General features: G+C 69.6%; 22 protein-coding genes. 6 read left to right on the top strand and 16 right to left on the bottom strand.

The features are described 5' to 3' along the window. Positions 1 to 77 precede the first annotated feature (77 nt). Both ACP96_RS09075 and ACP96_RS09070 read left to right on the top strand, forming a co-directional pair. Positions 78 to 293: a hypothetical protein gene (locus tag ACP96_RS09075; protein ID WP_050025440.1), complete on the top strand. Its 216-nt coding sequence runs from the start codon at positions 78 to 80 to the stop codon at positions 291 to 293. A 67-nt stretch (positions 294 to 360) separates the two neighbouring features. Next, the gene (locus ACP96_RS09070; RefSeq protein ID WP_050025443.1) at positions 361 to 894 is read left to right on the top strand and encodes an Rrf2 family transcriptional regulator; all 534 of its coding nucleotides are present in this window, start codon (positions 361 to 363) and stop codon (positions 892 to 894) included. A 180-nt stretch (positions 895 to 1,074) separates the two neighbouring features. Here the strand turns inward: ACP96_RS09070 and ACP96_RS09065 are convergent, their stop codons facing one another. Both ACP96_RS09065 and ACP96_RS09060 read right to left on the bottom strand, forming a co-directional pair. Further along, positions 1,075 to 2,256: an NAD(P)/FAD-dependent oxidoreductase gene (locus ACP96_RS09065; RefSeq protein ID WP_050033067.1), complete on the bottom strand. Its 1,182-nt coding sequence runs from the start codon at positions 2,254 to 2,256 to the stop codon at positions 1,075 to 1,077. A 129-nt stretch (positions 2,257 to 2,385) separates the two neighbouring features. Further along, on the bottom strand, positions 2,386 to 3,213 hold the full coding sequence (locus ACP96_RS09060; RefSeq protein ID WP_050025447.1) for a nucleoside phosphorylase: 828 nt from the start codon (positions 3,211 to 3,213) through the stop codon (positions 2,386 to 2,388). A 165-nt stretch (positions 3,214 to 3,378) separates the two neighbouring features. Between ACP96_RS09060 and ACP96_RS09055 the strand changes: the two genes are divergently transcribed. Beyond that, a complete protein-coding gene (locus ACP96_RS09055; RefSeq protein WP_050025448.1) occupies positions 3,379 to 4,140 on the top strand; it encodes a helix-turn-helix domain-containing protein in 762 nt (253 codons plus the stop codon). Positions 4,141 to 4,226: 86 nt separating this feature from the next. Then, positions 4,227 to 5,714: an amidohydrolase family protein gene (locus ACP96_RS09050; protein WP_050033066.1), complete on the top strand. Its 1,488-nt coding sequence runs from the start codon at positions 4,227 to 4,229 to the stop codon at positions 5,712 to 5,714. 44 nt (positions 5,715 to 5,758) lie between these two features. Here the strand turns inward: ACP96_RS09050 and cdd are convergent, their stop codons facing one another. The 3 genes from cdd to ACP96_RS09035 all read right to left on the bottom strand — a co-directional run bounded on the left by cdd (position 5,759) and on the right by ACP96_RS09035 (position 8,133). Next, the gene (gene cdd, locus ACP96_RS09045; RefSeq protein ID WP_050025450.1) at positions 5,759 to 6,166 is read right to left on the bottom strand and encodes a cytidine deaminase; all 408 of its coding nucleotides are present in this window, start codon (positions 6,164 to 6,166) and stop codon (positions 5,759 to 5,761) included. 81 nt (positions 6,167 to 6,247) lie between these two features. After that, positions 6,248 to 6,844 (bottom strand): GNAT family N-acetyltransferase, encoded by a 597-nt coding sequence (locus tag ACP96_RS09040; RefSeq protein WP_050033065.1) that lies wholly within the window; start codon positions 6,842 to 6,844, stop codon positions 6,248 to 6,250. Positions 6,845 to 6,906: 62 nt separating this feature from the next. Beyond that, entirely contained in the window at positions 6,907 to 8,133 is a 1,227-nt protein-coding gene (locus ACP96_RS09035) for a pyridoxal-phosphate dependent enzyme (protein ID WP_050033064.1), read from the bottom strand. Positions 8,134 to 8,494: 361 nt separating this feature from the next. Here ACP96_RS09035 and ACP96_RS09030 point away from each other — a divergent pair, with 361 nt between their 5' ends. Next, positions 8,495 to 9,808: an NAD(P)/FAD-dependent oxidoreductase gene (locus ACP96_RS09030; RefSeq protein ID WP_050033063.1), complete on the top strand. Its 1,314-nt coding sequence runs from the start codon at positions 8,495 to 8,497 to the stop codon at positions 9,806 to 9,808. Here ACP96_RS09030 and ACP96_RS19730 read toward each other — a convergent pair. From ACP96_RS19730 to ACP96_RS09010, 5 genes are all read right to left on the bottom strand, one after another. After that, positions 9,803 to 9,928 carry a hypothetical protein gene (locus ACP96_RS19730; protein WP_268762315.1) on the bottom strand — a complete coding sequence of 42 codons (126 nt, stop codon included), beginning with the start codon at positions 9,926 to 9,928 and terminating at the stop codon, positions 9,803 to 9,805. The genes ACP96_RS09030 and ACP96_RS19730 overlap by 6 nt on opposite strands. A gap of 2 nt (positions 9,929 to 9,930) precedes the next feature. After that, on the bottom strand, positions 9,931 to 11,103 hold the full coding sequence (locus tag ACP96_RS09025) for a thiamine pyrophosphate-dependent dehydrogenase E1 component subunit alpha (RefSeq protein ID WP_050033062.1): 1,173 nt from the start codon (positions 11,101 to 11,103) through the stop codon (positions 9,931 to 9,933). Positions 11,104 to 11,175: 72 nt separating this feature from the next. Next, positions 11,176 to 12,216 carry an NAD(P)-dependent alcohol dehydrogenase gene (locus ACP96_RS09020; RefSeq protein WP_050033061.1) on the bottom strand — a complete coding sequence of 347 codons (1,041 nt, stop codon included), beginning with the start codon at positions 12,214 to 12,216 and terminating at the stop codon, positions 11,176 to 11,178. Between the two features lie 34 nt (positions 12,217 to 12,250). Continuing rightward, positions 12,251 to 13,042: a J domain-containing protein gene (locus ACP96_RS09015; protein WP_050033060.1), complete on the bottom strand. Its 792-nt coding sequence runs from the start codon at positions 13,040 to 13,042 to the stop codon at positions 12,251 to 12,253. A 76-nt stretch (positions 13,043 to 13,118) separates the two neighbouring features. Next, a complete protein-coding gene (locus tag ACP96_RS09010; RefSeq protein WP_050024408.1) occupies positions 13,119 to 13,376 on the bottom strand; it encodes an MTH865 family protein in 258 nt (85 codons plus the stop codon). A gap of 139 nt (positions 13,377 to 13,515) precedes the next feature. Between ACP96_RS09010 and ACP96_RS09005 the strand changes: the two genes are divergently transcribed. After that, positions 13,516 to 14,568, top strand: coding sequence for a M42 family metallopeptidase (locus ACP96_RS09005; protein WP_050033059.1), 1,053 nt, complete (start codon positions 13,516 to 13,518; stop codon positions 14,566 to 14,568). 56 nt (positions 14,569 to 14,624) lie between these two features. Here the strand turns inward: ACP96_RS09005 and citZ are convergent, their stop codons facing one another. The 6 genes from citZ to alaS all read right to left on the bottom strand — a co-directional run bounded on the left by citZ (position 14,625) and on the right by alaS (position 23,055). After that, entirely contained in the window at positions 14,625 to 15,773 is a 1,149-nt protein-coding gene (citZ, locus tag ACP96_RS09000; RefSeq protein ID WP_050033058.1) for a citrate synthase, read from the bottom strand. 211 nt (positions 15,774 to 15,984) lie between these two features. Further along, positions 15,985 to 17,883, bottom strand: a complete 1,899-nt coding sequence (locus ACP96_RS08995) for a PINc/VapC family ATPase (RefSeq protein ID WP_050033057.1) — start codon at positions 17,881 to 17,883, stop codon at positions 15,985 to 15,987. Positions 17,884 to 17,935: 52 nt separating this feature from the next. Beyond that, positions 17,936 to 18,526, bottom strand: coding sequence for a DUF2062 domain-containing protein (locus tag ACP96_RS08990; RefSeq protein WP_082222489.1), 591 nt, complete (start codon positions 18,524 to 18,526; stop codon positions 17,936 to 17,938). Positions 18,527 to 18,635: 109 nt separating this feature from the next. Further along, entirely contained in the window at positions 18,636 to 19,352 is a 717-nt protein-coding gene (locus ACP96_RS08985; RefSeq protein WP_050024402.1) for a type 1 glutamine amidotransferase, read from the bottom strand. A 97-nt stretch (positions 19,353 to 19,449) separates the two neighbouring features. Then, positions 19,450 to 20,256, bottom strand: a complete 807-nt coding sequence (locus ACP96_RS08980) for an alpha/beta fold hydrolase (protein WP_050024400.1) — start codon at positions 20,254 to 20,256, stop codon at positions 19,450 to 19,452. A gap of 18 nt (positions 20,257 to 20,274) precedes the next feature. Next, positions 20,275 to 23,055 carry an alanine--tRNA ligase gene (alaS, locus tag ACP96_RS08975; RefSeq protein WP_050033056.1) on the bottom strand — a complete coding sequence of 927 codons (2,781 nt, stop codon included), beginning with the start codon at positions 23,053 to 23,055 and terminating at the stop codon, positions 20,275 to 20,277. Positions 23,056 to 23,067: the final 12 nt, after the last annotated feature.

Here is a 23,067-nt window from a genome sequence, read left to right as displayed (position 1 = left end):
GCTTGAATGATCGGGGTTTCCGCCGTGATCGCGCCCGGATCGCACACGGTTTTCACGTCGCCCCTCCAACGACGGGTATGAGCGGCTCCGAGAGAGATTTCGCTCCGGCCGACATCGAACCGATCGGGGCCATGATCGCCGTCGCGTTCACCGGCGCGGTGATCGGGCTCGTCGGCGCAGGGGTTGCCTTTTTCCTCAGCGACCTCGGGCTCGCGCTGATCGGAGTCGGCGCCATCGTCGCGCTCTCCAGCCCAATCGCGTACGTTCGCCTCCGTCGCCTCCGCGAGTCTTGAGAAATCACATGATCGTTTATAACGGGCTTCCATCGCATTTAAGCAGGGTCGCCATCTATTCGCGACCATGTCATCGATCGAGCTCACATCGAGTCAGAAAAGCATCCTCACGGCCCTCATCAACCTGTACGGGGAACAGGAAGACGCCGTCAAAGGTGAGGCGATCGCCGAGGAGGTCGACCGCAATCCGGGCACTATCCGCAACCAGATGCAGAGCCTGAAGGCCCTCCAGCTGGTCGAGGGCGTACCGGGGCCGAAAGGCGGGTACAAGCCCACCTCGAACGCGTACGAGGCGCTCGACATCCAGCGCATGGACGAGCCCGCCGACGTCCCCATCTACCACGAGGGCGAGGAAGTGACCGGGGTCAACGTCGACGGGATCGACCTCTCTAGCGTCCACCACCCCGAGCTCTGCCGCGCCGAGATCCACGTGCAGGGCTCCGTCCGCGACTTCCATGAGGGGGATTCCGTCACCGTCGGGCCGACGCCCCTCTCGAAGCTCGTCATCGACGGGACCGTCGACGGCAAAGACGACACCGCGAACATCCTCATCCTCCGGATCGACGACATGCGCGCGCCCGACGAGCCCGCCGAGCACTGACCGCGTCCCTGACGATCCCGTTCTGCTTCCCTCTCTTCGCGAACCCGTCGATAGCCCGATTGCGGCCGCTCGGACTCGGTAGCCGACTCCGTCGCTGTCGATAGCGGCGCTGCTCGCGGGTCCGAGAACCGTCGACTTCGACGAAAAGTTCCTCCGAGTCGGGCGTCGCTCTCGCCGGCGTTACATGTCGCCGAACGCGCTCGCGGCGCGCCCGGGCGAGGAGACCTTCGCGATCCACCGCACCGCGATGGACTTCTTCAGCAGCTTCGCGGGGGTGCCGCCGAACGTCTGGATCGGCATTCCCATCACGTCGTGAGCGACCGCGTCCTCGCCGACCGAGATGACGGTCCCCTTGTCCTTGTGCTCCCACGACTGGAGTGGCGCGCCGCGAGCGGCGCGTGCGAGGTTCTCGCCGGCGACCTCGGCGGCCTGCCAGGCGGCCTGCGCCGTCGGCGGCGCCACGTCGTCGTCGCCCTGCTCGACGAGGGCGGTGTCGCCGATGGCGAACACGCGGTCGTCGCTGGTGGTGAAGTCGGAGGCGGCGTGGACGCGGTTCGAGCGCTCGTCCTTCTCGACCTCGACGTTCTCCAGTTCCGGCTGCCCCGTGATGCCACCGGTCCAGACCAGCACGTCGTGGGCGAGCTCCTCGGGCTCCTCGTCCTCGCCGCCGCCGAGGTAGACCGCGTCCTCGTCGGCCTTCGAGATGAAGTCGCCGGTGAGGATCTCGACGTCGGCGTCCTCGAGCCGCTGGCGGAGCGCGCCCTGAAGCTGCGGGTCGTTGCCGGGGAAGACCTCGTCGAGGCCCTCGACGAGCTTGATCTCTATCGGCGCGCGGTGCTTGTCGCGGTACTCCGCGATCTCGCCCGCGGTTTGGATGCCGGAGAGGCCCGCACCGCCGACGATGACTTCGACCGGGTCGGACCGGGTCGCCTCGGCGGCGGCCGACCGCACGTCCTCGTGGATCGCCTTCGCGTCGTCGAGGCTCTTGAGCTGGTGGGCGTTCTCCTTCAGGCCGTCGATGCCGAAGAAGGCGGTCGTGGAGCCGACGCCGAGCAGGAGGTAGTCGTAGTCGACGGTCGTCCCGTCGTCGGTCTCGACGACCCGCTCGTCGGGGTCGACGTCGACGACGCGACCCTGTACGAAGTCGGATTCGGGCGATTTGATCTCGTCGACGGGGATGGTGATCTTCTCGGCGACCGCGGGGTTGCGGATCGCGCGGTGCACCTCGTGGAGAACCAGGTGGTACTCGTGCTCCGAGATCCACGTGAGCTCGGCCTCCCCGTCGCCGACCTCGTCTTCGAACGCCTTCACCGCACCTGCCCCGGCGTAGCCGGAGCCGACGACGACGACCTGTGTAGTCATGTGTGTATGTCCGCAGCGCGTGAATAAAGTCGCTTTGGAACAAACACGATATCCGACTGGTCTGTGGTCGCCCCGTCGCCTTACAGAAAATTCGAGGCGAAAGCCTCGCGCTTCAGCGCCGGGAAGATGTCAAAGCGAGAGGCCGGCGTGCCAGCGGTCGGCGCCCGCCTCGCGCTTGACCTCGTCCATCCGCGCGAGGAGCTTCACGGCGAGGCTCGCGGTCTCGGCCGCCCGCGACTCGCCCTCGGTGCGGAACTCGCCGGTGACCCGGTTCGCGTAGACGGAGCAGACCGCGCCGGCGCGGAGCCCGTACACGTTCGCGATCGTGAGGATCGCCGACGACTCCATCTCGATGTTCTTCACGTTCGCGTCCCGCAGCTCTTCGACCAGCTCGTCGGAGCCGGCCGCCTCGAACCCCTCGAAACCGGGACGCCCCTGCCCGGCGTAGAAGGAGTCGGCGCTCATCGTCACGCCGGTGTGGTAGTCGTGGCCGAGCCGTTCGGCGGCGGCGATCAGCGCGGAGACGACCTCGCCGTCGGCGGCGGCCGGATAGTCCTCGCGGACGTACTCGTCGCTGGTCCCCTCCTGCCGGACCGCGCCGGTCGTGATGACCAGGTCGCCCACGTCCATCCCCGGCTGGATCGCGCCGCAGGAGCCGACCCGGATGAACGTGTCGACGCCGACTCTGGCCAGTTCCTCGACCGCGATGGCGGCCGACGGCGAGCCGATCCCGGTGGAGGTCACCGAGATCGGCGCGTCCTCGTAGGTCCCGGTCGCGGTGCGGTACTCGCGGTGATGCGCGACCTCCTCGTGGCCGTCCCACAGCGCCGTGACCTTGTCCACGCGCTCGGGGTTGCCGGGGAGGAGCACGGCGTCCGCGACGTCGCCTTCGGCGACCTCGACGTGGTACTGCACGTCGTCGTTGGGGTCCTCGCTCCTGTCGCTCTTGTCGGTCATGCCTCCCGTAGAGGGCCTCCTTTTATAATACTTCACGAACTGTCGGACGGACCGCTTCGCTCCGACGGCCGTCACGACGCCCGGCACGGCGCCGGATTCCGCACCCGCGCCGACTCGGTATATGCCAACCGTGCGTTCTTGTACGGATCCGTCGTATCGATCGGCATGCAGGAGTTCGATTTCACGGTCACTTACGAGGAGGGCGCTGACGATCTGATGGACGTGTTCATCGAGAATTCCGGGCTCTACTCCCGGACGGTCTCCTGTCACGCGACCGCGGACACGATGTGGCGCGTCGACGAGGTCACCGGGCCGCCGGAGGCGCTGGAGGCGTACGACCGCCGGATCGAGGGGCTCCCGCGCTGTTCGAGCCTCCGCGGGATGGGCGGGTGTCAGCTCGACTGGGAACACGAGGTGCTCGCCGAGCGGCCGACCAGCCGACTCATCTACTCGAAGCAGTCGGAGGGCGAGGGGTGCCGATCGGTGCCGTACCTCGTCACGCGGCGGCTGGGCGACGGGGCGCTCTGCCGGGCACAGCAGTACGGGAACACCTACGAGTGGAACGTGCTCGTCGACGACGACAGCGCCCTGAGCCCGGTGTACGAGGAGCTCGAAGCGAACCTCCGCCCCGGCCTCGATCTGACCTTCGGCCGGGTCGACGGCTCTCCCGACTGGACGGCCGACCGGCCGGACGCCGACGACCTCCCGCCGGAACAGCGCGAGGCGCTCCGGGCGGCGATCGAGCGCGGCTACTACGACACCCCGCGTCGAATGTCCCTCCAAGAGATCGCGGAGGCGGAGCGGATCCCCGTTTCCACCCTCCAGTACCGCGTCTCGCGCGCCGAGGCGTGGCTCGCGAAGAACTACCTCTCCGGGCGCACCGCGTTCGCGTCCGATTCGGTCGAGGTCGAGGAGAGCGCCCCGTAGCTGCCCCTCCGCTGTTCCTCGTCGGCACGGTTGGAACATACCGAACGAACTCCCACGGTTCCACGGGCCCGACGAACGGGTGTCCAATGCGACGACGAACTGACGACGACGGCGGCGTATCGCGACGAAGCTATCTGGCCGGGGGCGCGGCGGCGCTCTCGCTCCCGCTCTCGGGATGTCTCGGATCGATCGGCGGAGGCAACGGCGACACCGCTGGCGACGGGTCCCTCGGAGAGGACCCGGACCGACTCGTCCTCCGAAACGGGACGGTCGTCTCCGTCGACCCGAGCGTGGGCGTGCTGGAGCGGGGCGACGTGTACGTGGAAGACGGCGAGATCGCCGACGTCGGGGAGACGATCGAGGCCGCGGACGCGACCGAGATCGACGTCGAGGGGTCGGTCGTGGCTCCCGGATTCGTCAACTCCCACCTCCACACGTGGCAGGCTGGCGTCCGCGGCGTCGCCGGTAACTGGACCTTCTCCGAGTACCTCGACACGATGCTCGGCGAGGTGAGCAGCCACTACGAGCCGGAGGACGCCTACCTCGGCAACCTGTTCGGGGCCGTCGAGCAGCTCAACGCCGGCACCACGACGATCCTCGACTGGTTCCACATCGCCAACTCGCCCGAGCACTCCGACCGGGCGGTCGACGGCCTCGCGGACGCCGGCATCCGCGCCGTGTTCGCGCACGGGCCGCCGGGCGACGACGGCGCCCGGTGGTGGGAGGCGAGCGCGGCCCCGCACCCCGAAGACATCGAGCGACTCCACGAGGAGCGGTTCCCGGCCGCGGACGACCGGCTGACCCTCGCGATGGGGATCCGCGGCCCCGACTACGCCACCGACGAGGTGGTCGAGGAGGACATCACCCGCGCCCGCGAGATGGGGATTCCGATCTCGCTGCACGCCGGCTCGCTCGGCCCCGGCGCGGTCTACAAGCTCGAAGAGCTCGGGCTGCTCGGCGACGACCTCAACTTCGTCCACGGGAACCGCTTCGAGGACGCGGAGTTCGATCTGATCGGCGACACCGGCGGCTCGATATCGACCACGCCGGAGGTCGAGATGCAGATGGGAATGGGGATGCCCGCGGTCGGGAAGGCGATGGACGCCGGCGCGATCCCGACGGTCGGCGTCGACATCGTCTCGAACGTCAGCGGCGACATGTTCACGCAGACGCGGAGCGCCGTCCAGGTCCAGCGCGGCCTCGACAACCGGCCGACCGTCGAGGCCGGCGAGCAGATCAGCGAGGTGTCGATCGACGCGCACCGCGCGCTGCAGCTGGCGACGATCGACGGCGCCCGCGCGCTCGGACTCGACGACCGGATCGGCTCGATCACGCCCGGCAAGCGCGCGGACCTCGTGGTGATCGACGGCGAGGACATCAACACGTCACCGGTCAACGACCCGGTCGAGACGGTCGTCTTCCAGGCGGGCGTCGGGAACGTCGACACCGTCCTCGCGGACGGGACCGTCGTGAAGCGTGACGGCGACCTCCTGAACGAGACGATAGACGAGGAACGCGAGCGGTTCGTGGAGTCGGGCAGACGCGTCCTCCGCGAGAGCGGCCTCGCGGACTGAGCCCGCCGAACGCCGCCCGCGTTACCCCTGATCCCGTCGCTCGATCAGCGCCGGTTCCGTTCGGCGTCGTCCAGCGTCCCCTCCGAGATGGTGTTCGGGAGCAGCTCGCCCAGTGTGTACTCGGTCGTCTCCCCGTCGCCCTCGTCGCAGACGACGGCGAGGTCGTCGGCCGCGAACTCCGCGAGCGACTGTCGGCACATCCCGCAGGGGGTGACGCCGTCGCGGGCGCCGGAGGCGACGGCGATCCGGTCGAACTCACGGTGGCCGTTCTTCACCGCCTCCGCGAGCGCGACCTCCTCGGCGTGGAGGCTGTTGGAGTAGTTCGCGTTCTCGATGTTACAGCCGGTGTAGACGGTGCCGTCGGCGGTCCGGAGCGCGGCGCCGACGCGGTACTCGGAGTACGGGACGTGGGCGTCAGAGAGTGCGTCGCGCGCAGCCTCGATCAGGTCCATACGGGGGCGTCGACCGGCGGGCCGATAAGCGGTCGGATCGCTGTCGGCTTCGGCGCGTTTTCCTCGGTCCGCCGGCCGCCCTCACCGACCCGTGTCGTACTTATACGTCGCCGAGTCGGGGTCGATCCCGAAGTCCTCGGGCGACTCGGCCGTGTCGTCGGCGGCGTCGGCCGGCTCGGCGGCCTTGAACGCCTCGCGGAACCGATCGGGCATCTCGAAGTCGTCGACGGCCAACTGCAGACCGACCACGTCGCCGCCGAGGAACTCGCGCTTCTCCGCGAGCCGGTCCGAGAGCGCCGCCGGGAGGTCGTCGGTGTCGACCGCCTCGAAGCCGAACTGGGTCAGGTACCCGGGCTGGTCGGTGAGGACGTACACCGTCTCGAACCGGTCCGCGGCCGCGGTGTCGACGAGACGCTCGACCACGTGCGCCCCGACGCCGCGGTCGCGCCACTCGGGGAGCACGCCGATCCCGGTGAGCTCGATCCGGTTTTGCTCTTCTTCCGCCTCCTCGCCGCCGCGGTGGAGGCGGAGCCGACCGAATCCCGCCCGGTCGCCGGACTCCTCGTCGACCGCGATCACGTAGTCCCGTGAGCGGAAGGCGACGTCGTCGAGCCCCAGTTGCTCGATCGCGTCCAGTAACCACGCCTCGTCACGGTTCTTGGCGTCGCGGACGTACATGGATACACGTACGCGGGACGACGTAAAAACGGTTCCCCGCGGGGCGAGGGCGTCGACCCCGTTTAAATACCCTGTCCCATCAGGTGGCTGCGCAGCACGTCCGGCGTCTTGAGCCCGGCGTCGCTGTTGACGAGGACCACCGTCTCGTCGCCGTCGAAGAACCCGTCCTCCTTGAGCGCCCACGCGCCGGCGGGCGCGGCCCCGCCGGTGGCGCCCATCTCCATCACCTCGTTCTGGGCGACCGCGACCGCGCTCGCGAGGATGTCCTCGTCCTCGACGCCGACCGCGGTGCCACCGCTCTCCCGGACCGCCTCGACTGCGGCCGCGCCGCCCGCCGGGTCGGCGATCTCCAGCTCGCCGCAGATCGTATCGGGCGTCTCCCACGGCTCCGGCTCGTCGAGGTCGCGCTCGATCGCGGCCGCGATCGGCGCGCAGCCCGCCGCCTGCGCGGCGACGACCTTCGGGACCGCGTCGATCGCACCGACCCGCTCCAGCTCCGCGAACCCCTTGTAAACGCCGGCAACGACCTCGCCGGAGCCGGTCGGGACGACGACGACATCGGGCGCCGCACCGAGGTCGGCGACCAGCTCGAACGCGAGCGTCTTCACGCCGTCGTGGCGGTACGGCGTCGCGAACTCGGCGAGGTCGGTGTACGCCGTCTCCAGCTGCTCGTCGACCGCGTCGGCCGCGTCGGGGAACCGCCCGCCGACCACGCGCATGTCGCCGCCGTGGACGTTGGTCATCGCCTTGTTCGAGAACGCGCATCGCGAGGGGACGAACGAGTACGAGCGCAGGTCGGCCCGGCCCGCGTACGCCGCCATCGACTGCCCGGCGTTGCCCGGGCTCGCGCACGCGAGCGGCTCCACGTCGGCCCCCTCCGCGGCCCGCGCCGCGACCGCGGTGAGCGCGACGGAGAGTCCGCGGTCGAGCACGGTTCCGGTCGGGTTCCGTCCCTCGTCTTTGACGTACACCGCGTCGACATCGAGCTCGTCGGCGAGCCGCTCCGTCGGCACTAGCGGCGTGGCGCCCTCGCCCGCCGAAATGGCCTCCCTCGCCGGGAACGGGAGCAGCGCGTCGAAGCGCCAGTGCCCGCGCCCCGTCCCGGCCGGGCCGTCTCGCGGGGACCCGAGCAGCGTCTCCGGATCGACCGCGTCGTAGTCGTAGGCGGGATCGAGCCCGCGCGCCTGTTCCTCGGCCGACACGGTCGTCGGGTCGGCCGTCTCGTGGACGCGACCCGACGCGCGACTCTCTAACCCGCGGAACGCCGTCGTCGTCTCCGTCGACTCCATACCGGTCCTTTCGGCGGCGGCGACTAATCGCTTCCCTCTCGGATCCGGATCGCGATCGAGATCGTACCTCGGCCGTGCGGTGGCGCGCGCCTCCGAGCGGCCGCCTTGGCGGCCGGGAGGAGCACGCGCGAGGGAGTCGGAGCGGCGNNGGCGTGAGGTGCGGGGCGGTGCTGTGCGGGGTGGGACTCAAAGGGGCAGCCGGGGGGACGAAGCCCGACGACGGAAGCACTGCAGGGAGCGAACGAAGTGAGCGACCGAAGCGCGCAACGAGTCGCGCGAGTCCCCCCGGCTGGGGCTTTGGAGGAGTTCACCGCCGATCCACCAGCAACCGCTTATAAACCCGTAACCCGATACCTCACGTATGAGTAGAGACGCCACCGTCGTCGGCGGCGGGGTCGCGGGGCTCGTCGCGGCGGCCCGACTCGCCGAGGCGGGCGCGGACGTGACGCTGTACGAGCGACGCCCCGAGGTCGGCGGGCGCGTGCGGACCGAGACCGCCGACGGGTTCACTCTCGACCGCGGCTTTCAGGTGCTGTTCACGAGCTACCCGGCGGTCGCGGCCGAACTCGACGCCGCCGACCTCGACGTCCGCCGGTTCGCCCCCGGCGCGACGATCTGCCGGCCGGGGTCGCGGTCGACCCTCTCGGACCCGCTCCGCGACCCCCGCGGGGCGATCCCCTCGCTGTTGAACGACGAGGTTTCCTTCTCGGACAAGCTCCGGACGCTCGCGCTCCGGTACGACCTCTCGAAGCGCGGCGAGAGCGATTTCTTCGTCGGTCCGGACGCCTCCATCCGCGAGTACCTCCGCGATTGGGGATTCGCCGACGACTACGTCGAGAACTTCGTCGAGCCTTTCTACGGGGGGATCACCCTCGACCGAACGCTGTCGACCTCGAAGCACGTCTTCGAGTACACCTTCCGCGCGATGAGCCGCGGCGCGATCGGCGTTCCCGCCGAGGGGATGGCCGCGATCCCCGAGACGCTCGCGGCCCGCGCCCGCGAAGCCGGCGCGACGATCGAGACCGGTGAGGACGTTGAGTCGGTCCGAACCGCGGGCCAGGGTCGAATCCCGTTCCGGACCGGCGCGGCCGACGCCGAGGGCGCCACCGTCGAACTGGCGGACGGCTCGACGCACGAGACCGACGCGGTCGTCGTCGCCGCCACTCCGCCGGAGGCCCGCCGGCTGACGGGCGTCGAGTCGATTCCCACCGAGGGCGTCCCGAACGTGACCGGCTGGTACACGCTCCCCGCGGGCGAGTCGTTCGAGACCGGGAAACGGATCCTGCTTAACGCCGCGGACGACTCACCGAACGCGGTGGTTCCGATGTCGGAGGTCGCGCCCGAGTACGCCCCCGACGACCGCGCGCTGCTCGCCGCGACGTTCCTCGGCGAGGAGCCCCTCGACCGCCCCGCGGACGCCCTCCGCGACGACGTCCGCGACACGCTGGCGGCGTGGTACCCCGAGCGCGACTTTGCGGGCTTAGAGACCCTCGACGTCCACCGGATCCGGTTCGCGCAGTTCGCCCAGCCGCCGGGCGTCCACGCCGACCTCCCAAATCCGGACGACCCCGAGGGACCGGTCGTCCTCGCCGGCGACTACACCGAGTGGTCGTCGATCCAGGGTGCGCTGGAGAGCGGGCGGACGGCGGCCGACGCGGCCGGCGAGTATTTATAACCGGTCGTCGTCAATTCCGGACTCCCAGTCCGACTTCGACTCGCGTCGCAGCTGTGCGACATCGACGTCTCTGTCGCTAAGGTCCCGCTTGATCTCTCGGAGGCGGTCCATCGCGTCCATCGTTATTCCTCCCGTCGGAACGACTCCACTCCGTGCTTCTCGACGGCCGCGAGCAACTCGTCTCGCTGGCGGCGGATCTCGGGCGGCAGGTCGGCGTACGCGTGGTCGAACATGTCGGCCGGGTCGGGCTCGACCGACTCCGCGACATCGATCGCGTCGGCGACCACTTCGTCCGCCTCCTCGCGGATCGCCGCGACGCCCTCGTCGTCGATCCGCCCGGTCTCGCGCAGGAACCCCTCCATCCGGTCGATCGGGTCGAGCGCGCGCCACGGGTCCACGTCGCCGGGGTCGCGGTAGGCTGTCGGGTCGTCGGCAGTCGTGTGCGCGCCGAACCGGTACTCCACGAACTCGATAAGGGCCGGGCGGGGGTCTCCGTCCGCCGAACCGCCGCCTTCCGACCTCTCCCCGCCGCCCCGCGCCCGCTCGGCCGCCTCCTTCGTGACCGCGTAGCTCGCGAGCGGGTCCATTCCGTCGACGCGGACGCCCTCGAAGCCGTAGGCGGCCGCCTTCTCCGCGAACGTGTCGCTGGCGGTCTGGCGCGACTCGGGGATCGAGATCGCCCAGCCGTTGTTGTGACAACAGAAGAGAGCCGGGGTGTCGAAGACGCCCGCGAAGTTCATCGCCTCGTGGAAGTCGCCCTCGCTGGTCGCGCCGTCGCCGAAGTGCGCGACGGAGACCCGGTCCTCGTCCCGGTAGTCGAACGCCCACGCGGCCCCCACCGCGTGCGGCAGGTGCGCCGCGATTCCGATGTTGAGGGGGAAGACGTTGCCGTCGGCGATCGCTTCCGTTCCCGACTCGTGGCCCAGCCAGTAGGGCAGGTACTCCGAGAGCAGATCCCGCACGACGATCGCGCCGTGCTCGCGGTACTGGTAGCTGATCAGGTCCCGGTCCGCGAGCGCGTGCGTCGACCCGACCGCCGACCCTTCTTGGCCCGCGCAGGGCGCGTACGTCCCGATTCTCCCCTGTCGCTGGAGGCTCACCGCGCGCTCGTCGAAGCGGCGCGTGACCACCAGATCGCGGTAGATGGCGCGGAACCGCTCGTCCGACAGGTCCGGCACGGCCGCGTCCGGCAGGGGACTGCCGTCCGGCCCGAGCACGCGGTAGAGGTCCTCGTCGGCGAGGGGGTCGGTCGATGAGCCGGAGGAGCCGGCCGCGTCGGCGCCGTTCTCGTCCATGGCGTTCGGTGTGCGTTCCGGTCACAAGGAGTTAGCGGTCGCGGTCTCGCAGCGGTCCCGTCGACTCCCGTCTCAAGGCGTGATCACGGCCCGCCCGTCGATCTCGCCGTGTTCGAGCTTCTCCGCGACCGCATTCACCTCGCCGAGGTCGTACCGGCTGGTGTGCAGATCGACGTCGTCCTGCTCGACGAGCGCGACCAGCTCCTGTAGCTCCGCGTATCGGCCGACGATGTTGCCGACGAAGGAGAACTCGCCGTTCACTAGCGCCTGCGCCGGCTCGTGGACGTGCCCGCCGTAGCCGATGATGTGGTGGTCGCCGCCGGCGGCGGTGATGTCCGGCGCGTACGCGGTAGTCACGTCCTCGCCGACGAAGTCGAGCACCTGCGCGGCGCCCGTCCCGTCGGTGATCCCGTCGAGCTCCTCGCGCACGTCGGCCTCGCTCGGGTTTACCAGGTGGTCGGCGCCGTACCCTTCGGCCAGATCCAGCGCGGACTCCTTCAGATCGACCGCCGTGATGCGGGCCGCGCTCATCGCGTCGAGACACTGCAGGCCGATGTGGCCGAGCCCGCCGACGCCGATGACGACCGCGTGGTCGCCGGGATTCAACTCGGCGACCGCCTTCTTCGCGGCGTGATACGCCGTGATCCCGGCGTCGGCGTGCGGCGCGATGTCGATCGGTTCGACGCCGGACGGCAGCGGGATCACCGAGCGCTCGGTGGTGTGGAGGTACTCGGCGAAGCCGCCGTCGGTGGTGAGCCCGTTGAACGCGTCGTTCTCGCAGTACATCGTCTCCCCGAGTCGGCACGGACGGCAGGTGCCGCAGGTCTGGACCGGGTGGCAGATCACGGGGTCGCCCTCGGAGACGAGGTTCACGTCCTCGCCCGTTTCGACGACCGTCCCGGCGTTCTCGTGGCCGAGGGTCATGGGGAGTTCTTGGGGGACGTACTCCTCCCACATCCCCTCGATAATGTGGTTGTCCGTCTGGCACCAGCCCGCGCCCTCGACCTCGACGATCACGTCGCTCGCGCCCGTCGCGTGCGGTCGGTCGACCTCGTCGATCGCGAGCCCGTCACTCATGTCGTCGGTGTACTCGTGGAGTCTGGCGGCTTGCATGTACGATAACATGGCACGGGGACGGGAAAAACGTTCACCGCGAGGCGCGCTCGCGGACTCCGCGGTCCCCCTCGTCGACGTGGTTGCGTGCGGTCGCGTACGCCTCGCGGACGCGCCTGAACGCCTCCTCGTCGCCGCCCTGATCCGGGTGGGTCTCCTTGACGCGCTCGCGGTAGGCGCGTTTCACCTCGTCGGCGTCGGCGTCGGTCGCCACGTCGAGCTCGGCGAAGGCGGCCGCCACGGGGTCGGGCCCGCCGGCGGTGGAAGGGCTACCCCGGCCGATCCGGTCGGCCGCGCGACCGGCCCCGGCGACGCGCCGGCTCCCGGATCGGCCGGCCCTCTCGGATCGCCCGCTCGTCGCCCACTCGGGCTCGGTCACGTCGAAGGGGAGCCGTCGACCGAGCCCGCGGCCGGGCATCTCGTGTTCGCAGAGGACGGTGTAGGTTCCCTCTCCCTCCAGTCTGAAGTAGTCGTGCGCGTCGAACGTTATCGCGACCCCGCGCTCGGGGAGGTAAAAGGGGACCGCGACGCCGTCGAACGCGTGGTCCTCGCGGAAGTCCTCGCCGATCGCTCGGAGGTAGTCGCGGATCTCTCGCCGTCGTCGCTCGTCGCCGGCCGACCCCGAGCCGGGGCCGGGGCCGCCTGCGCCACCCATTCCGTCGCCGACACCTCCCGGACCGGCCCTCCCGGTGCCGTCGCTCGGGGCGGGCCCCACGTACCGGTCCCCCAGGTAGAAGGCGAGCGCGACGAGCGCGGAGGCGACCGCACCGAGCGCGAGGCCCAACGCGACCCACGGCGGCAGGAGACGGACGATCTCGACGACCACGCCCGCAGTTACGGCTCCGAGCGTATCAACCCCTCGGCGGGTTCAGCGAACGGTCCGAGCGTATCGCGCCGGGGCGTCAGATCATCTCCTTCGCTTCGAGCCCCTCGAGGATATCGTCGACGAGCTCCTCGGGCGTGTCGTAGGGGAACTCCTGCTCGCTGCCGAGCTTCGCGGCCATCTCCATCGCGGTGAAACTCACGTCGCCGGCCTCGAACTTGGTGCCCGGACCGTCCGGGAGGGCGGGGACCAGATCCATCTGGTTCTCGACCGGGAAGTCGGCGCCGCCGAAGGCCTCCAAGAACTGTTCGCGGAGTTCCGCTTTCACGTCTGTCATACACGCACGTCCCGGGAGCGACCGCAAAAGCGTTGCGGAACAACGCTAAACTCGTTGAGGATTCTCAGACGAGAACCCCGAAACCGGGGGCGGTTCCGGATCCTGCGGAACTTTGTCGATGGGGTCGCGAAGTGCGGACATGTCCTTCGAGTTCGATTACGACCTGCTGTGCGAGTTGACCGAGGCCCGAGGCGTCCCGGGGTACGAGGACGAGGTCCGCGAGATCGTCCGCCGCGAGTTCGCCGACCGCGCCGACCGCGTCCGCACCGACGCGATGGGCAACGTCGTCGCCACCGTCGAGGGCGACTCCGACTACTCGGTCGCCGTCGCGGCCCACATGGACGAGATCGGCTTCATGGTTCGACACGTCACCGACGAGGGGTTCGTCCAGGTGGACCCGCTCGGCGGGTTCGACGCCCGCGTGCTGCGCGCGCAGCGAGTCACCGTCCACGGGGAGGAAGACCTCACCGGCGTCATCGGCTCCGTCCCGCCGCACACGCTCACGGACGAGCAGACGGAGAAAGACGACGAGGTCTCCGACGTGTACATCGACGTGGGACGCGACGCCGAGGCGGTCGAGGAACTCGTCGGCGTCGGCGATCTGGTCACCCTCGACCAGACGACGACCCGCATGGGCGACCGGATCACGGGGAAGGCGCTCGACGACCGGATCTGTCTGTTCGCGACGCTCGAAGCCGCAGCGCGGATCGAGGACCCCGACGTGACGATTCACTTCGCGGCGACGGTACAGGAGGAGGTCGGACTCCGTGGCGCTCGCGCTCTCGGCGTCGACATCGACCCCGACCTCGCGATCGCCCTCGACGTGACCGTCGCGAACGACGTGCCCCAGATCGGCGAGCCGGCCGACGCGGTGACGGAACTCGGTGAAGGAACCGCGATCAAGCTGAAGGACTCCTCCGTGATCACCAGCCCGAAGGTCCACCGGCGACTCACCGCGGTCGCCGAAGAGGAAGACATCGACCACCAGCACGAGGTGTTGCCCGCGGGCGGCACCGACACCGCCGGGTTCCAGAACACCGCCGGTCCGAAGCCCGTCGGCGCGATCTCGATCCCGACGCGGTACCTCCACACCGTCACCGAGACCGCCGACGGCGACGACGTGGCCGCGACGATCGACCTGCTGACGGCCTTCTTGGAGTCTGAGAATGGCGATCACGACTACACCTTGTGAAGAAGATATAACAGGGAGCGGGCGTCAGACCGCGGCGCTGCACCGGCGTCGGCGCCTCACCGCTCGTCGACCGGAACGAACTCCGAGCCCTGGGGGCCGGTGTACCGAGCCCGCGGACGGATGAGGCGGTTGTCCTCCTGGTACTCGACGATGTGGGCGATCCAGCCGCCGGCGCGGCTCATCGCGAAGATGGGAGTGTACATGTCGACGGGGATCCCCAGCGAGTCGTAGACGGAGCCGGAGTAGAAGTCGACGTTCGGGGCGATCCCCTTATCCAGAAGCCCCTGTTCGGTGAGGTAGTTCTCGATCGCGGTGGTGTAGTCGAGCCACTTCGTGTCGCCCGAGGACTCCGAGAGGTCGCGAAGCTTCTCTTGGAGGATATTCGCGCGGGGGTCCTTCACCTTGTAGACGCGGTGGCCGAAGCCGGGGATACGCCGGCCCTCCTCGCGGGCGTCTTTCACCCACTGCACGGGGTCCTTATCGGAGGCGTCGACCTCCTGAAGCACTTCCATCACGTCCTGGTTCGCGCCACCGTGGAGGGGGCCGGAGAGCGCGCCGATCCCGCCGGTGACCCCGGAGTACACGTCCGCCATCGTCGAACAGATCACTATCCCGGTGAACGTCGAGGCGTTGAGCCCGTGGTCGGCGTGGAGCGTCAGCGCCATGTCGAACGTCTCCGCGCTCACGTCGTCGGGCTCGGTCCCGGTGAGCATGTAGAGGAAGTTCGCGGCGTGCGAGAGGTCCGAGTCGGGCGCGACCGGGTCCTCGCCCTGCCGGGCGCGTTCGAAGGCCGCAAGGATCGTCGGGATCTTCGCCGTGATCCGGCGGCCCTTCCGGAGCGTCGCGTCGAGGTCCGCGGGGTCCGCGTCCTCCTCGGGTTCGTACGCCGACAGCATGGAGACAGCAGTCCGCAGCGCGGCCATCGGGCGCTCGCCCGCGTCGGCGAGCGTCCGAACCGCGTCGAGCACGTCGTCGTCGACGGCGCGCTCGGCGGCGAGATCCGCGGCGAAGTCGTCGAGCTCCTCGCGCGTCGGCAGCGAGCCGTGCCACAGGAGGTACAGCACCTCCTCGTAGCTCGCGCCGCGAGCGAGGTCCTCGATGTCGTATCCACGGTACACGAGCTTGCCGGCCTCGCCGTCGACGTAGCTCAGATCCGACTCCGCGACGAGGACGCCTTCGAGCCCGCGCTTTAACTCGTCTGACATGCAGTGACGTTCCGACCACCACCAAAAAAGCGTTATCTTTCAGGAGGAATGCGCACGACGATCGTCGAATCGGACCGCGTCGGATGACGGCGCCTCAGTCGGTCGGTTTGCGAGATCCGTGGCGGTGAGCCGTGGCGGTCCCGCCCGAGACCGGCGCGATAACCCGACGATCAGCGAGTCGACACCGGCGATCGACGGTTCGGCGCGACGATCAGCGAGCCGGCACGACCGTCACCGTGCGCTTCCGGTCTATCGCGTCCTCCAGCTCCTCGGCGATCGCGGAGCCGCGGGACACCTGCACCTCGCCGCCGCGGCCGACGGTAGCGGTGAAGAGGTACTCGCCGTCCGCGCGCACCTCGACCGTCTCGCCGACGCCGGCGTCGACATCGATGACGACGTGCCGGGAGGTGATCTCGGGGGTCACGACGGTGCCGCGCTCCTCGCCGACCTGCCCGCCGCGACCGTCGCCCTGCCCGTTCGCGCTGCGATCGTCGCCCGAGCCGCCCCCACGACCGCCGGGCTTCTCGTCGTGGGTGCGGACGTCGATCTCGATCCCGAGCCGGTTCTCGATGTCGCTGATTCGGCCGCCGCCCTTGCCGATGACGGTGCCGATGTCGCCCTCGGAGACGTACACGACCGCCTGGTCGTTCCCCTTGAGTTCGACATCGACGTGGCCGTGCGCGACCGACTTGATCTCGCGTTCGATCTCCTGTTTCGCGATCCGGCCGACGCCCGTCTCGCTCTCGGCCTCGCCGCCGTCCTCGTTCAGCGGGACCGTGACGACCTGCCGGTTGAACGTGTAGATCTCGTACTCCGGCCGCCCCGTCTCGAAGTTCGACACCTGGATCACCGGGCGCGCGAGGTCCTCCGCGGTGAGCCCCGCGGGCACCTTCACCTCCGTGGTCACGTCGTAGACGGTGTGGACCTCGCCGGCCTCGATGTAGACGACGGTGTCGACGATCTGCGGGATCATCCCGAGCTCGACCCGACCGACGAGCCGCTGGAGCGCGTCGATGGCGCGCGACGCGTGGACGACGCCGACCATCCCGACGCCGGCCATCCGCATGTCGGAGAACACCTCGAAGTCGTTCGTCTTCCGGACCTCGTCGTAGATGGTGTAGTCGGGACGGACCAAGAGCAGCGAGTCGGCCGTGTTCTCCATCTCGCCGCCGAGCGCGCCGTACTGGGTGATCTCCGGGCCGACTTGGAGGTCGCGCGGCTTCTCCATCGTCTTGACCGCGTAGTCGCTGTCGTTGAGGAACTCCGCGACCGCCTGCGCGAACGTCGACTTCCCGGCGCCCGGCGACCCAGAGATGAGCACGCCCCGCTTCCGCTCTTTGAACCGCTCGCGGAGCTCGTCGGCGAACTCGTAGTCGTCGAGCGTCGTCTTCGCGATGGGCCGAACCGCCGTGATCTCGATCCCGTCCGCGAACGGCGGACGAGCGACCGCGATCCGGTAGTTGCGGAACTGGACGATGTCCATCCCGTCGTCTGAGAGCTCGATGAACCCCTCGTTGGACTGCCGGGCCAGGTCGACGATGGCGGTGGCCCACTCGTCCATCTGCTCCTCGCTCGACTCCTCGTCGTCGATGACCTCGTACCGCATCTCGCCGAGGGCCCCGCGCTTCGCCTTCGGCTTCGTCCCCGTCTTGAGGTGGACCGACATCGTCTCATCGGTGAAGAACTGCTGGATCGGCAGCTTGTCGACCACGCCGCGGGCGACCGGCTCCACGTACTCGACGTCGATCCCCTTCGCGCGGGCGACCTCGGCCTGCACGATGTCGCTTGAGAGGAGCGTGGCGTCCCGGTCGGCGGCGATGTCGCGGATCAGCGCGTCCACGTCGCCCTCGTGGGCGTGCGAGCGGGCGTCGCCGTCGGCGCGCTCACCGACGTACTCCAGCTCGATCGTCCCCTCGTCGGCGTAGTCGGCGAGCCGCTTGAGCTCGCTCAGCCCGTCCCAGCCCGATTCGAGCCCGTCGTTGGCCTGCGACTCCAGCTCGCCGACGACGGCCTCCGGGACGAGCACCGTCGCCGCCGCGTAGGTCCCGTCCTCGACGCGTTCGGACACGCGGCCGTCCACGACCGCACTGGTGTCCGGTACTACGTTCATACCGTGAGTCCGGGCGGGAACCGTATAAGCGTGTTCGACCCGAGCGGCGGCGTCACTCGGAAGAGTCGACAGAGGCGGCCTTCGAGGCGTCGCCGGCTTCTGGTCGATCAGAACCGTCCGAGTCCTCCGAGCCCTCCGAGCCCTCCGATTTCTCTCCGTCGACGCCAACGACCCCCGTGACCGCGTCGACGACGCCGAGCCCCCGCCGTTCGTACGCCACGACAATTCGGTGGGCGACGAGATAGCTGGCCGCGGCGGCGACGACCGCGAGTATCAGGTTGCCGACGATGAGTCTGGCGACGATCGCCGGCCCCGCCGTCAGCGACACCGACGAGGGTGACACGCCGGGGACGGGGCCGAGGATCGCCGTCCCGAGCGCGAAGCTGGTGCCGTACACGCCCCACTTCACGACCGGGTTAAACACGATCACCGACGCGAACATCGCGATCCGATTGATCCGGCTCACCGCCCACGCGAGCACGACGAACGCGATCAGTCCGGTCCCGAGCGTCGGGAGCATCGTGATGAACACGCCGAGCGAGAAGCTCCCGGCGGTCTCGCGAGACGAGTGTTCCTCGGTGAACGAACGGTGAAGCTCCGAGCGGGCGCGGTCGAACAGCGCTCTGGCCCGACGGAGTATCATGCCGATCTGAACGGGCCCCCGGAGCAAGTAGCTGTCGTCGACCCGAGAATTCGATCCCGTCGATATCGCGGTTCCGGGTCAGCTACCGGCGCGGGTTCGCGGATCCGGGTCAGTCGTCGGCCGCCGCGACTGCACCCCGGTCGGCCTTCAGCCGCCGGGCGTACGCCACGAAGTTGTCGAACAGCGGCTTCACCTCGCAGGCGGCGTCGTATGCCTCGGGCGTGATCTCGGTCAGTACCGCGTCGACGCGGGCGTCGCCGAGACGTTCGCGTTTCCCCTCCGTGACCTCCCGCGCCGTCTCGATGTCGTACTCGGGGTGGAACTGGACGCCCCAGCAGTGGCCGTCGCGAAACGCGTGGACCCCGTGGTCGTTCTCGGCGAGCAGGGTCGCGCTCGGCGGGAGCTCCACGACGGCGTCGCCGTGGGTCGTGAAGACGGTGAACTCCTCGTCGATCCCCGCGAACAGCTCGTCGCCGCCGCGGTGGCGCACCTCATTGTACCCGATCTCGAACTCGTCCATCCCGGCGACACGCCCGCCGAGCGCCTCGGCGACCACCTGGTGGCCGTAACAGACGCCGAGCACCGGGAGGCCGGCCTCCGCGGCCTCGGCGACGTAGTCGATGAGCGGCGGGATCCACGTCTCGTCCCAGTAGACCGACGAGCGCGATCCGGTGACGACGACGCCGTCGAACTCGGTGTGGTCGGGGAGCTGTCCGTCGCTGGCCGAGAACTCGACGAGGTCCGCGTCGAGCTCCCGCCGGAAGTTCCGCCGGGTGTTCGCGCCGTCGTGGGCGGCGTTCAGCAGGGCGAACCGGAGGCGTGTCATTGAACGCCCCGACGCACGACGGGGCAAAAACGGTTGCGACGGCGGGAAGCGCTACCGACGTCGACGAGCGGGGGCTTCGGTCGGCCGACGGCCCCGCTCACTCCGAGAAGGGGTCCGCGGCGTGTTCCGCGAGCCAGCCGACGAGGGCGTCGTTGACCGCTGCGGACTTCTCCACGCCGACGAGGTGGCGCGCGCCCGCGATCGAGTGGAACTCCCCGCGCGGGAGCCCCTCGGCGAGCCCCTCCGCGGCCGGCTTCGGACACACCGCATCTTCGGTCCCGTGAACGACGAGTGTCGGCGTCGTGAGCTCGTACAGCCGGTCCGAGAGGTCGAACCCCTCGACCGCCGCGCGGTGGGCCTCGAACGTCTCGCGGCCGGCGTCCTCGCTGATTCGCCACTCGGCGATCCGCGAGAGCACGTCGGGATGCGTCTCCCGGAACGACTCCGAGAGCAGCCCGTTCAGCGATCCCTTCACCGCGCTCGGGCTCGACGGGTCGGCCCACACGCCGTCGGAATTGTAGGCGTCGCCCGCGGGCGGCGTCCCGACGACGGAGAGACTCGCCGGGCGCGAGGAGGCGAGCGCGTACGCGAGCGCGACCATCCCGCCGAGCCCGTACCCGACGATGTGGGCGTTCCGGACCCCCTCCGCGGCGCACACCGCGTCCACGTCGCTCGCGAGTTCCTCGACGGTGTACGGTCCTGACGGCGCATCGGACCGACCGACGCCTCGTGTCTCGGGCGTGATCACCGTGTGCGGCCCCGCGAGCGCGGCGTGTTGCCAGCCGAACTGCCACGCGCCCAGCCCCACGTCGCCGCAGAACACGACCGCCTCGTCGGGGTCGCCGGCGTCGGGAGCGTCGACCTCGTACCGGACCTCGACACCGGCGTTGTTCGCGTGGGGCATGGGAAGTGGAGGAAGTCGTCAGGCCTCCTGTAAGCTTCGAAGGACGTCCGGCGCCGCGTCGAGGGCGTCGTCGAGCGCGTCCGCGTCCGGACCGCCGCCCTGTGCGAAGTCCGGCGGACCGCCGCCGCCGCCGCCGACGCGGCCGGCGAGCTCCGAGACCACTTGTCCGGCGTTCACGTCGACGCTGTCGGGGACACCGACCACGAAGCTCGCGGAGCCGCCCGCGCCGCTGCCGACGACCGCGACCTTCCCGTCGTCGACGTGGGCGTTCGCCGTCGCGCGCAGCTCGTCGGCGTCGCCGTCGAGCCGCTGGATCACCGCGGTGACGCCGCCGACATCGACCTCCTCGGCGTCGGCGCCGCCGGAGGCGCGCGCCGCCGCGAGCTCCTCTTTCAGCGACTCGATCTCCTTGCCCCGCGCCTTCCACTCGTCGAAGAACCGCTCTGCCGTCTCGGGCACGTCGAGCGGGTCGACGTCGAGCGCCTCGGCGGCGTCGTACAGCGCGTCCTCGGTGCGCTGGGTCGCCTCGATCGCCGCGCCGCCCGCCGCGAACACGATCCGCTCGACACCGTCCTGAACGGGCTCCGTCTTCAACACCTTCACCGCGCCGATCTCGCCGGTCCGCTCGACGTGGGTCCCGGCGCAGGCCTGCACGTCGGCGTCGCCGACGTGGATCAGGCGGACGTTCGTTCCCGGCGGGACGCCGCCCTGATAGAGGTCGAAGCCGTGCTCGGCCTCCGCCTCGTTGCGGTCGGGCCACTCCTGTCGGACCGGCACGTCGTCGCGGACGAGCTCGTTGGCGACCCGCTCGATCTCCCTGACCTGTTCGCGGGTGACCCGCTCGAAGTGGCGCACGTCGAGCCGGGAGGAGTCAATCCCCTTCTGGGCGCCCGCCTGTCGGACGTGGTCGCCGAGCACCTCCCGGGCCGCGTGACCGATCAGGTGGGTCGCCGTGTGGTGGGCACGGAGCCGGTCGCGGCGGCCGCCGTCGACCTGCCCCTTGACGAACTCTCCCTTCCCTGGGTCGGCGTCGGTGCGGTGGAGCACGACGCCGTCGCGCTCCTGGACGTCGACCACGTCGACGGTCGTCTCGCCGGCCGTGAGGTGGCCCCTGTCGGCCGGCTGCCCGCCGCCTTCCGGGTAGAACATCGTCTGGTCTAAGACCACGTCGTACCCCTCCTCGCGCTCGAACACGTCGAGAACGACCGCCTCGAACTCGGTGCGCCCCTGGTCGTCGTAGAACAGCTTCTCCGTCTCGGGGAGGTCGTCGAACCGGTCGTCGCGCTCGGCGTCCCCATCTTCGCCGTCCGCCTCCTCGTGGCGGTCGGCGACGAGCGCGTAGAAGTCGTCGGGCACGTCGACGGTCGCACCGCGCTCGGCGGCGATGTCGGCGACCATGTCCGGCTGGATCCCGTGGGAGTCGTACAGCTCCAGCAACACCTCCGTCGGGATCGGTTCGCCCGTGCCGGCGTACTCGTCCGCGAGCGACTCCACCTTCCGGGAGCCGCGTTCGAGCGTCTGGCGGTACTTCCGCTCCTCGGTGCGGACGATCTCGCGGATCGTGTCGCGGTTCTCGTAGCCGAGTCGCTCTGCCTGCATATCGACCAGCTCGTCGAGCGGGGCGTCGACGCCGACCTCGTCGACGAGCCGCTTCGTGCGCCGCAGGACCATTCGTGCGAGGTAGCCCGTGCCGACGTTCGAGGGGACGATCCCGTCGCCGAACATGTACGCGAGCGTCCGCGAGTGGTCGGCGATCGCGTAGATCGATTCGAGCGGCTCGACCAGCTCGCGGAGCCGGCCGACATCGACGTCGAGCCGGTCCGCAATCTCGCCGCGCGCGCCCTCCACGTCGTCGACGTCGTCGATGTCGAGCCGACCGGAGAGCTTCGCGGCGCGGTGGACGAGCTTCCGTTCCTCCTCCGTGCGTTCGATCCCCGCGTTCTCCTTCAGGAAGTCGATCGCGTCGGGGTAGATCGCCTCGTACACCGTCGCTGTCCCCTGGCTCATCCACGTCCACCGTTCGAGCCCGTACCCGGTGTCGACGATGTACGTGTCCATGAACGAGTACGTGTGCCCGTCCTTCATCTCGTAGTCGCCGTCGGGGTCCCGCTCCATGCACATGAAGACGAGCGTCGCCAGCTCGGCGCCTTTATAAATGACCTCGATGGCGGGGCCGGCGTTGCCGCCGCCGACCCACGGGTCCTCGATGTAGGTGATCTCCTCCAGATCCGCGCCGAGGCTCTCGAACAGCTCGTCGCAGTACTCGACGGTTTCGTCTTTCCAGTACACCTCGCCGTGGTAGGCGTACTCGTCCTCGTCAACCTCCTCGCGCGTGTTGAACGCGTGGTGGGCCATCATCTCGAAGGCCATCGTGTGTCGGCCCGTCTTGCCGACGTTGTCGATGTCCTGCATCCGGATGCAGGGCTGTGAGATCGTGAGGGGGTTCGCCGGCGGCGGGGTCTGGCCCGACGTGACGAGCGGCTGGAAGTCGTAGATGGACGCCTGCGTCAGCAGGACGTCGTCGCGCCAGCGGTTCGCGGCGACCGGATACGGATCGATCCGCTCGTGGTCGTGTTCCTCGAAGAAGGAGAGGAACGCCTCCCGCATCTCAGACAGGGAGTGAGCCTCCGGAAAGCCCGGGTCGTCGATGAAGCTGTAGTCCTCACAGGGCGGCTCGCCGCACAGTTCGCGGTCGGCGTCGCGGGTCCAGAAGTGCGCGCCGCAGGAGGGACACTCCTTCCGCTCGAACCCCTCCTCCTCGAAGTAGTCGAGGCGGTACTCCGCTTCGAGATCGCTCATTACTGGAACGTG

This window comes from Halorubrum halophilum, from assembly GCF_000739595.1.
Taxonomy (GTDB): Archaea; Halobacteriota; Halobacteria; order Halobacteriales; family Haloferacaceae; genus Halorubrum; species Halorubrum halophilum.
Note: the sequence above shows the minus strand (reverse complement) of the source record. Positions and strands in the feature narration are given on the sequence as shown.

What these genes read in the sequence shown, in the direction of transcription:
- ACP96_RS09030 (WP_050033063.1), top strand. Translation starts at nt 8,495, where the DNA reads ATGAGTAGAGACGCCACCGTCGTCGGCGGCGGGGTCGCGGGGCTCGTC.
- ACP96_RS09060 (WP_050025447.1), bottom strand. Translation starts at nt 3,213, where the DNA reads ATGACCGACAAGAGCGACAGGAGCGAGGACCCCAACGACGACGTGCAG.
- ACP96_RS09025 (WP_050033062.1), bottom strand. Translation starts at nt 11,103, where the DNA reads ATGGACGAGAACGGCGCCGACGCGGCCGGCTCCTCCGGCTCATCGACC.
- ACP96_RS08980 (WP_050024400.1), bottom strand. Translation starts at nt 20,256, where the DNA reads ATGCCCCACGCGAACAACGCCGGTGTCGAGGTCCGGTACGAGGTCGAC.
- ACP96_RS08995 (WP_050033057.1), bottom strand. Translation starts at nt 17,883, where the DNA reads ATGAACGTAGTACCGGACACCAGTGCGGTCGTGGACGGCCGCGTGTCC.
- ACP96_RS08990 (WP_082222489.1), bottom strand. Translation starts at nt 18,526, where the DNA reads ATGATACTCCGTCGGGCCAGAGCGCTGTTCGACCGCGCCCGCTCGGAG.
- ACP96_RS09075 (WP_050025440.1), top strand. Translation starts at nt 78, where the DNA reads ATGAGCGGCTCCGAGAGAGATTTCGCTCCGGCCGACATCGAACCGATC.
- ACP96_RS09040 (WP_050033065.1), bottom strand. Translation starts at nt 6,844, where the DNA reads ATGTACGTCCGCGACGCCAAGAACCGTGACGAGGCGTGGTTACTGGAC.
- citZ (WP_050033058.1), bottom strand. Translation starts at nt 15,773, where the DNA reads ATGTCAGACGAGTTAAAGCGCGGGCTCGAAGGCGTCCTCGTCGCGGAG.
- ACP96_RS19730 (WP_268762315.1), bottom strand. Translation starts at nt 9,928, where the DNA reads ATGGACGCGATGGACCGCCTCCGAGAGATCAAGCGGGACCTTAGCGAC.
- ACP96_RS09010 (WP_050024408.1), bottom strand. Translation starts at nt 13,376, where the DNA reads ATGACAGACGTGAAAGCGGAACTCCGCGAACAGTTCTTGGAGGCCTTC.
- ACP96_RS09065 (WP_050033067.1), bottom strand. Translation starts at nt 2,256, where the DNA reads ATGACTACACAGGTCGTCGTCGTCGGCTCCGGCTACGCCGGGGCAGGT.
- ACP96_RS09020 (WP_050033061.1), bottom strand. Translation starts at nt 12,216, where the DNA reads ATGCAAGCCGCCAGACTCCACGAGTACACCGACGACATGAGTGACGGG.
- ACP96_RS08985 (WP_050024402.1), bottom strand. Translation starts at nt 19,352, where the DNA reads ATGACACGCCTCCGGTTCGCCCTGCTGAACGCCGCCCACGACGGCGCG.
- ACP96_RS09050 (WP_050033066.1), top strand. Translation starts at nt 4,227, where the DNA reads ATGCGACGACGAACTGACGACGACGGCGGCGTATCGCGACGAAGCTAT.
- ACP96_RS09035 (WP_050033064.1), bottom strand. Translation starts at nt 8,133, where the DNA reads ATGGAGTCGACGGAGACGACGACGGCGTTCCGCGGGTTAGAGAGTCGC.
- ACP96_RS09055 (WP_050025448.1), top strand. Translation starts at nt 3,379, where the DNA reads ATGCAGGAGTTCGATTTCACGGTCACTTACGAGGAGGGCGCTGACGAT.
- ACP96_RS09070 (WP_050025443.1), top strand. Translation starts at nt 361, where the DNA reads ATGTCATCGATCGAGCTCACATCGAGTCAGAAAAGCATCCTCACGGCC.
- ACP96_RS09005 (WP_050033059.1), top strand. Translation starts at nt 13,516, where the DNA reads ATGTCCTTCGAGTTCGATTACGACCTGCTGTGCGAGTTGACCGAGGCC.
- alaS (WP_050033056.1), bottom strand. Translation starts at nt 23,055, where the DNA reads ATGAGCGATCTCGAAGCGGAGTACCGCCTCGACTACTTCGAGGAGGAG.
- cdd (WP_050025450.1), bottom strand. Translation starts at nt 6,166, where the DNA reads ATGGACCTGATCGAGGCTGCGCGCGACGCACTCTCTGACGCCCACGTC.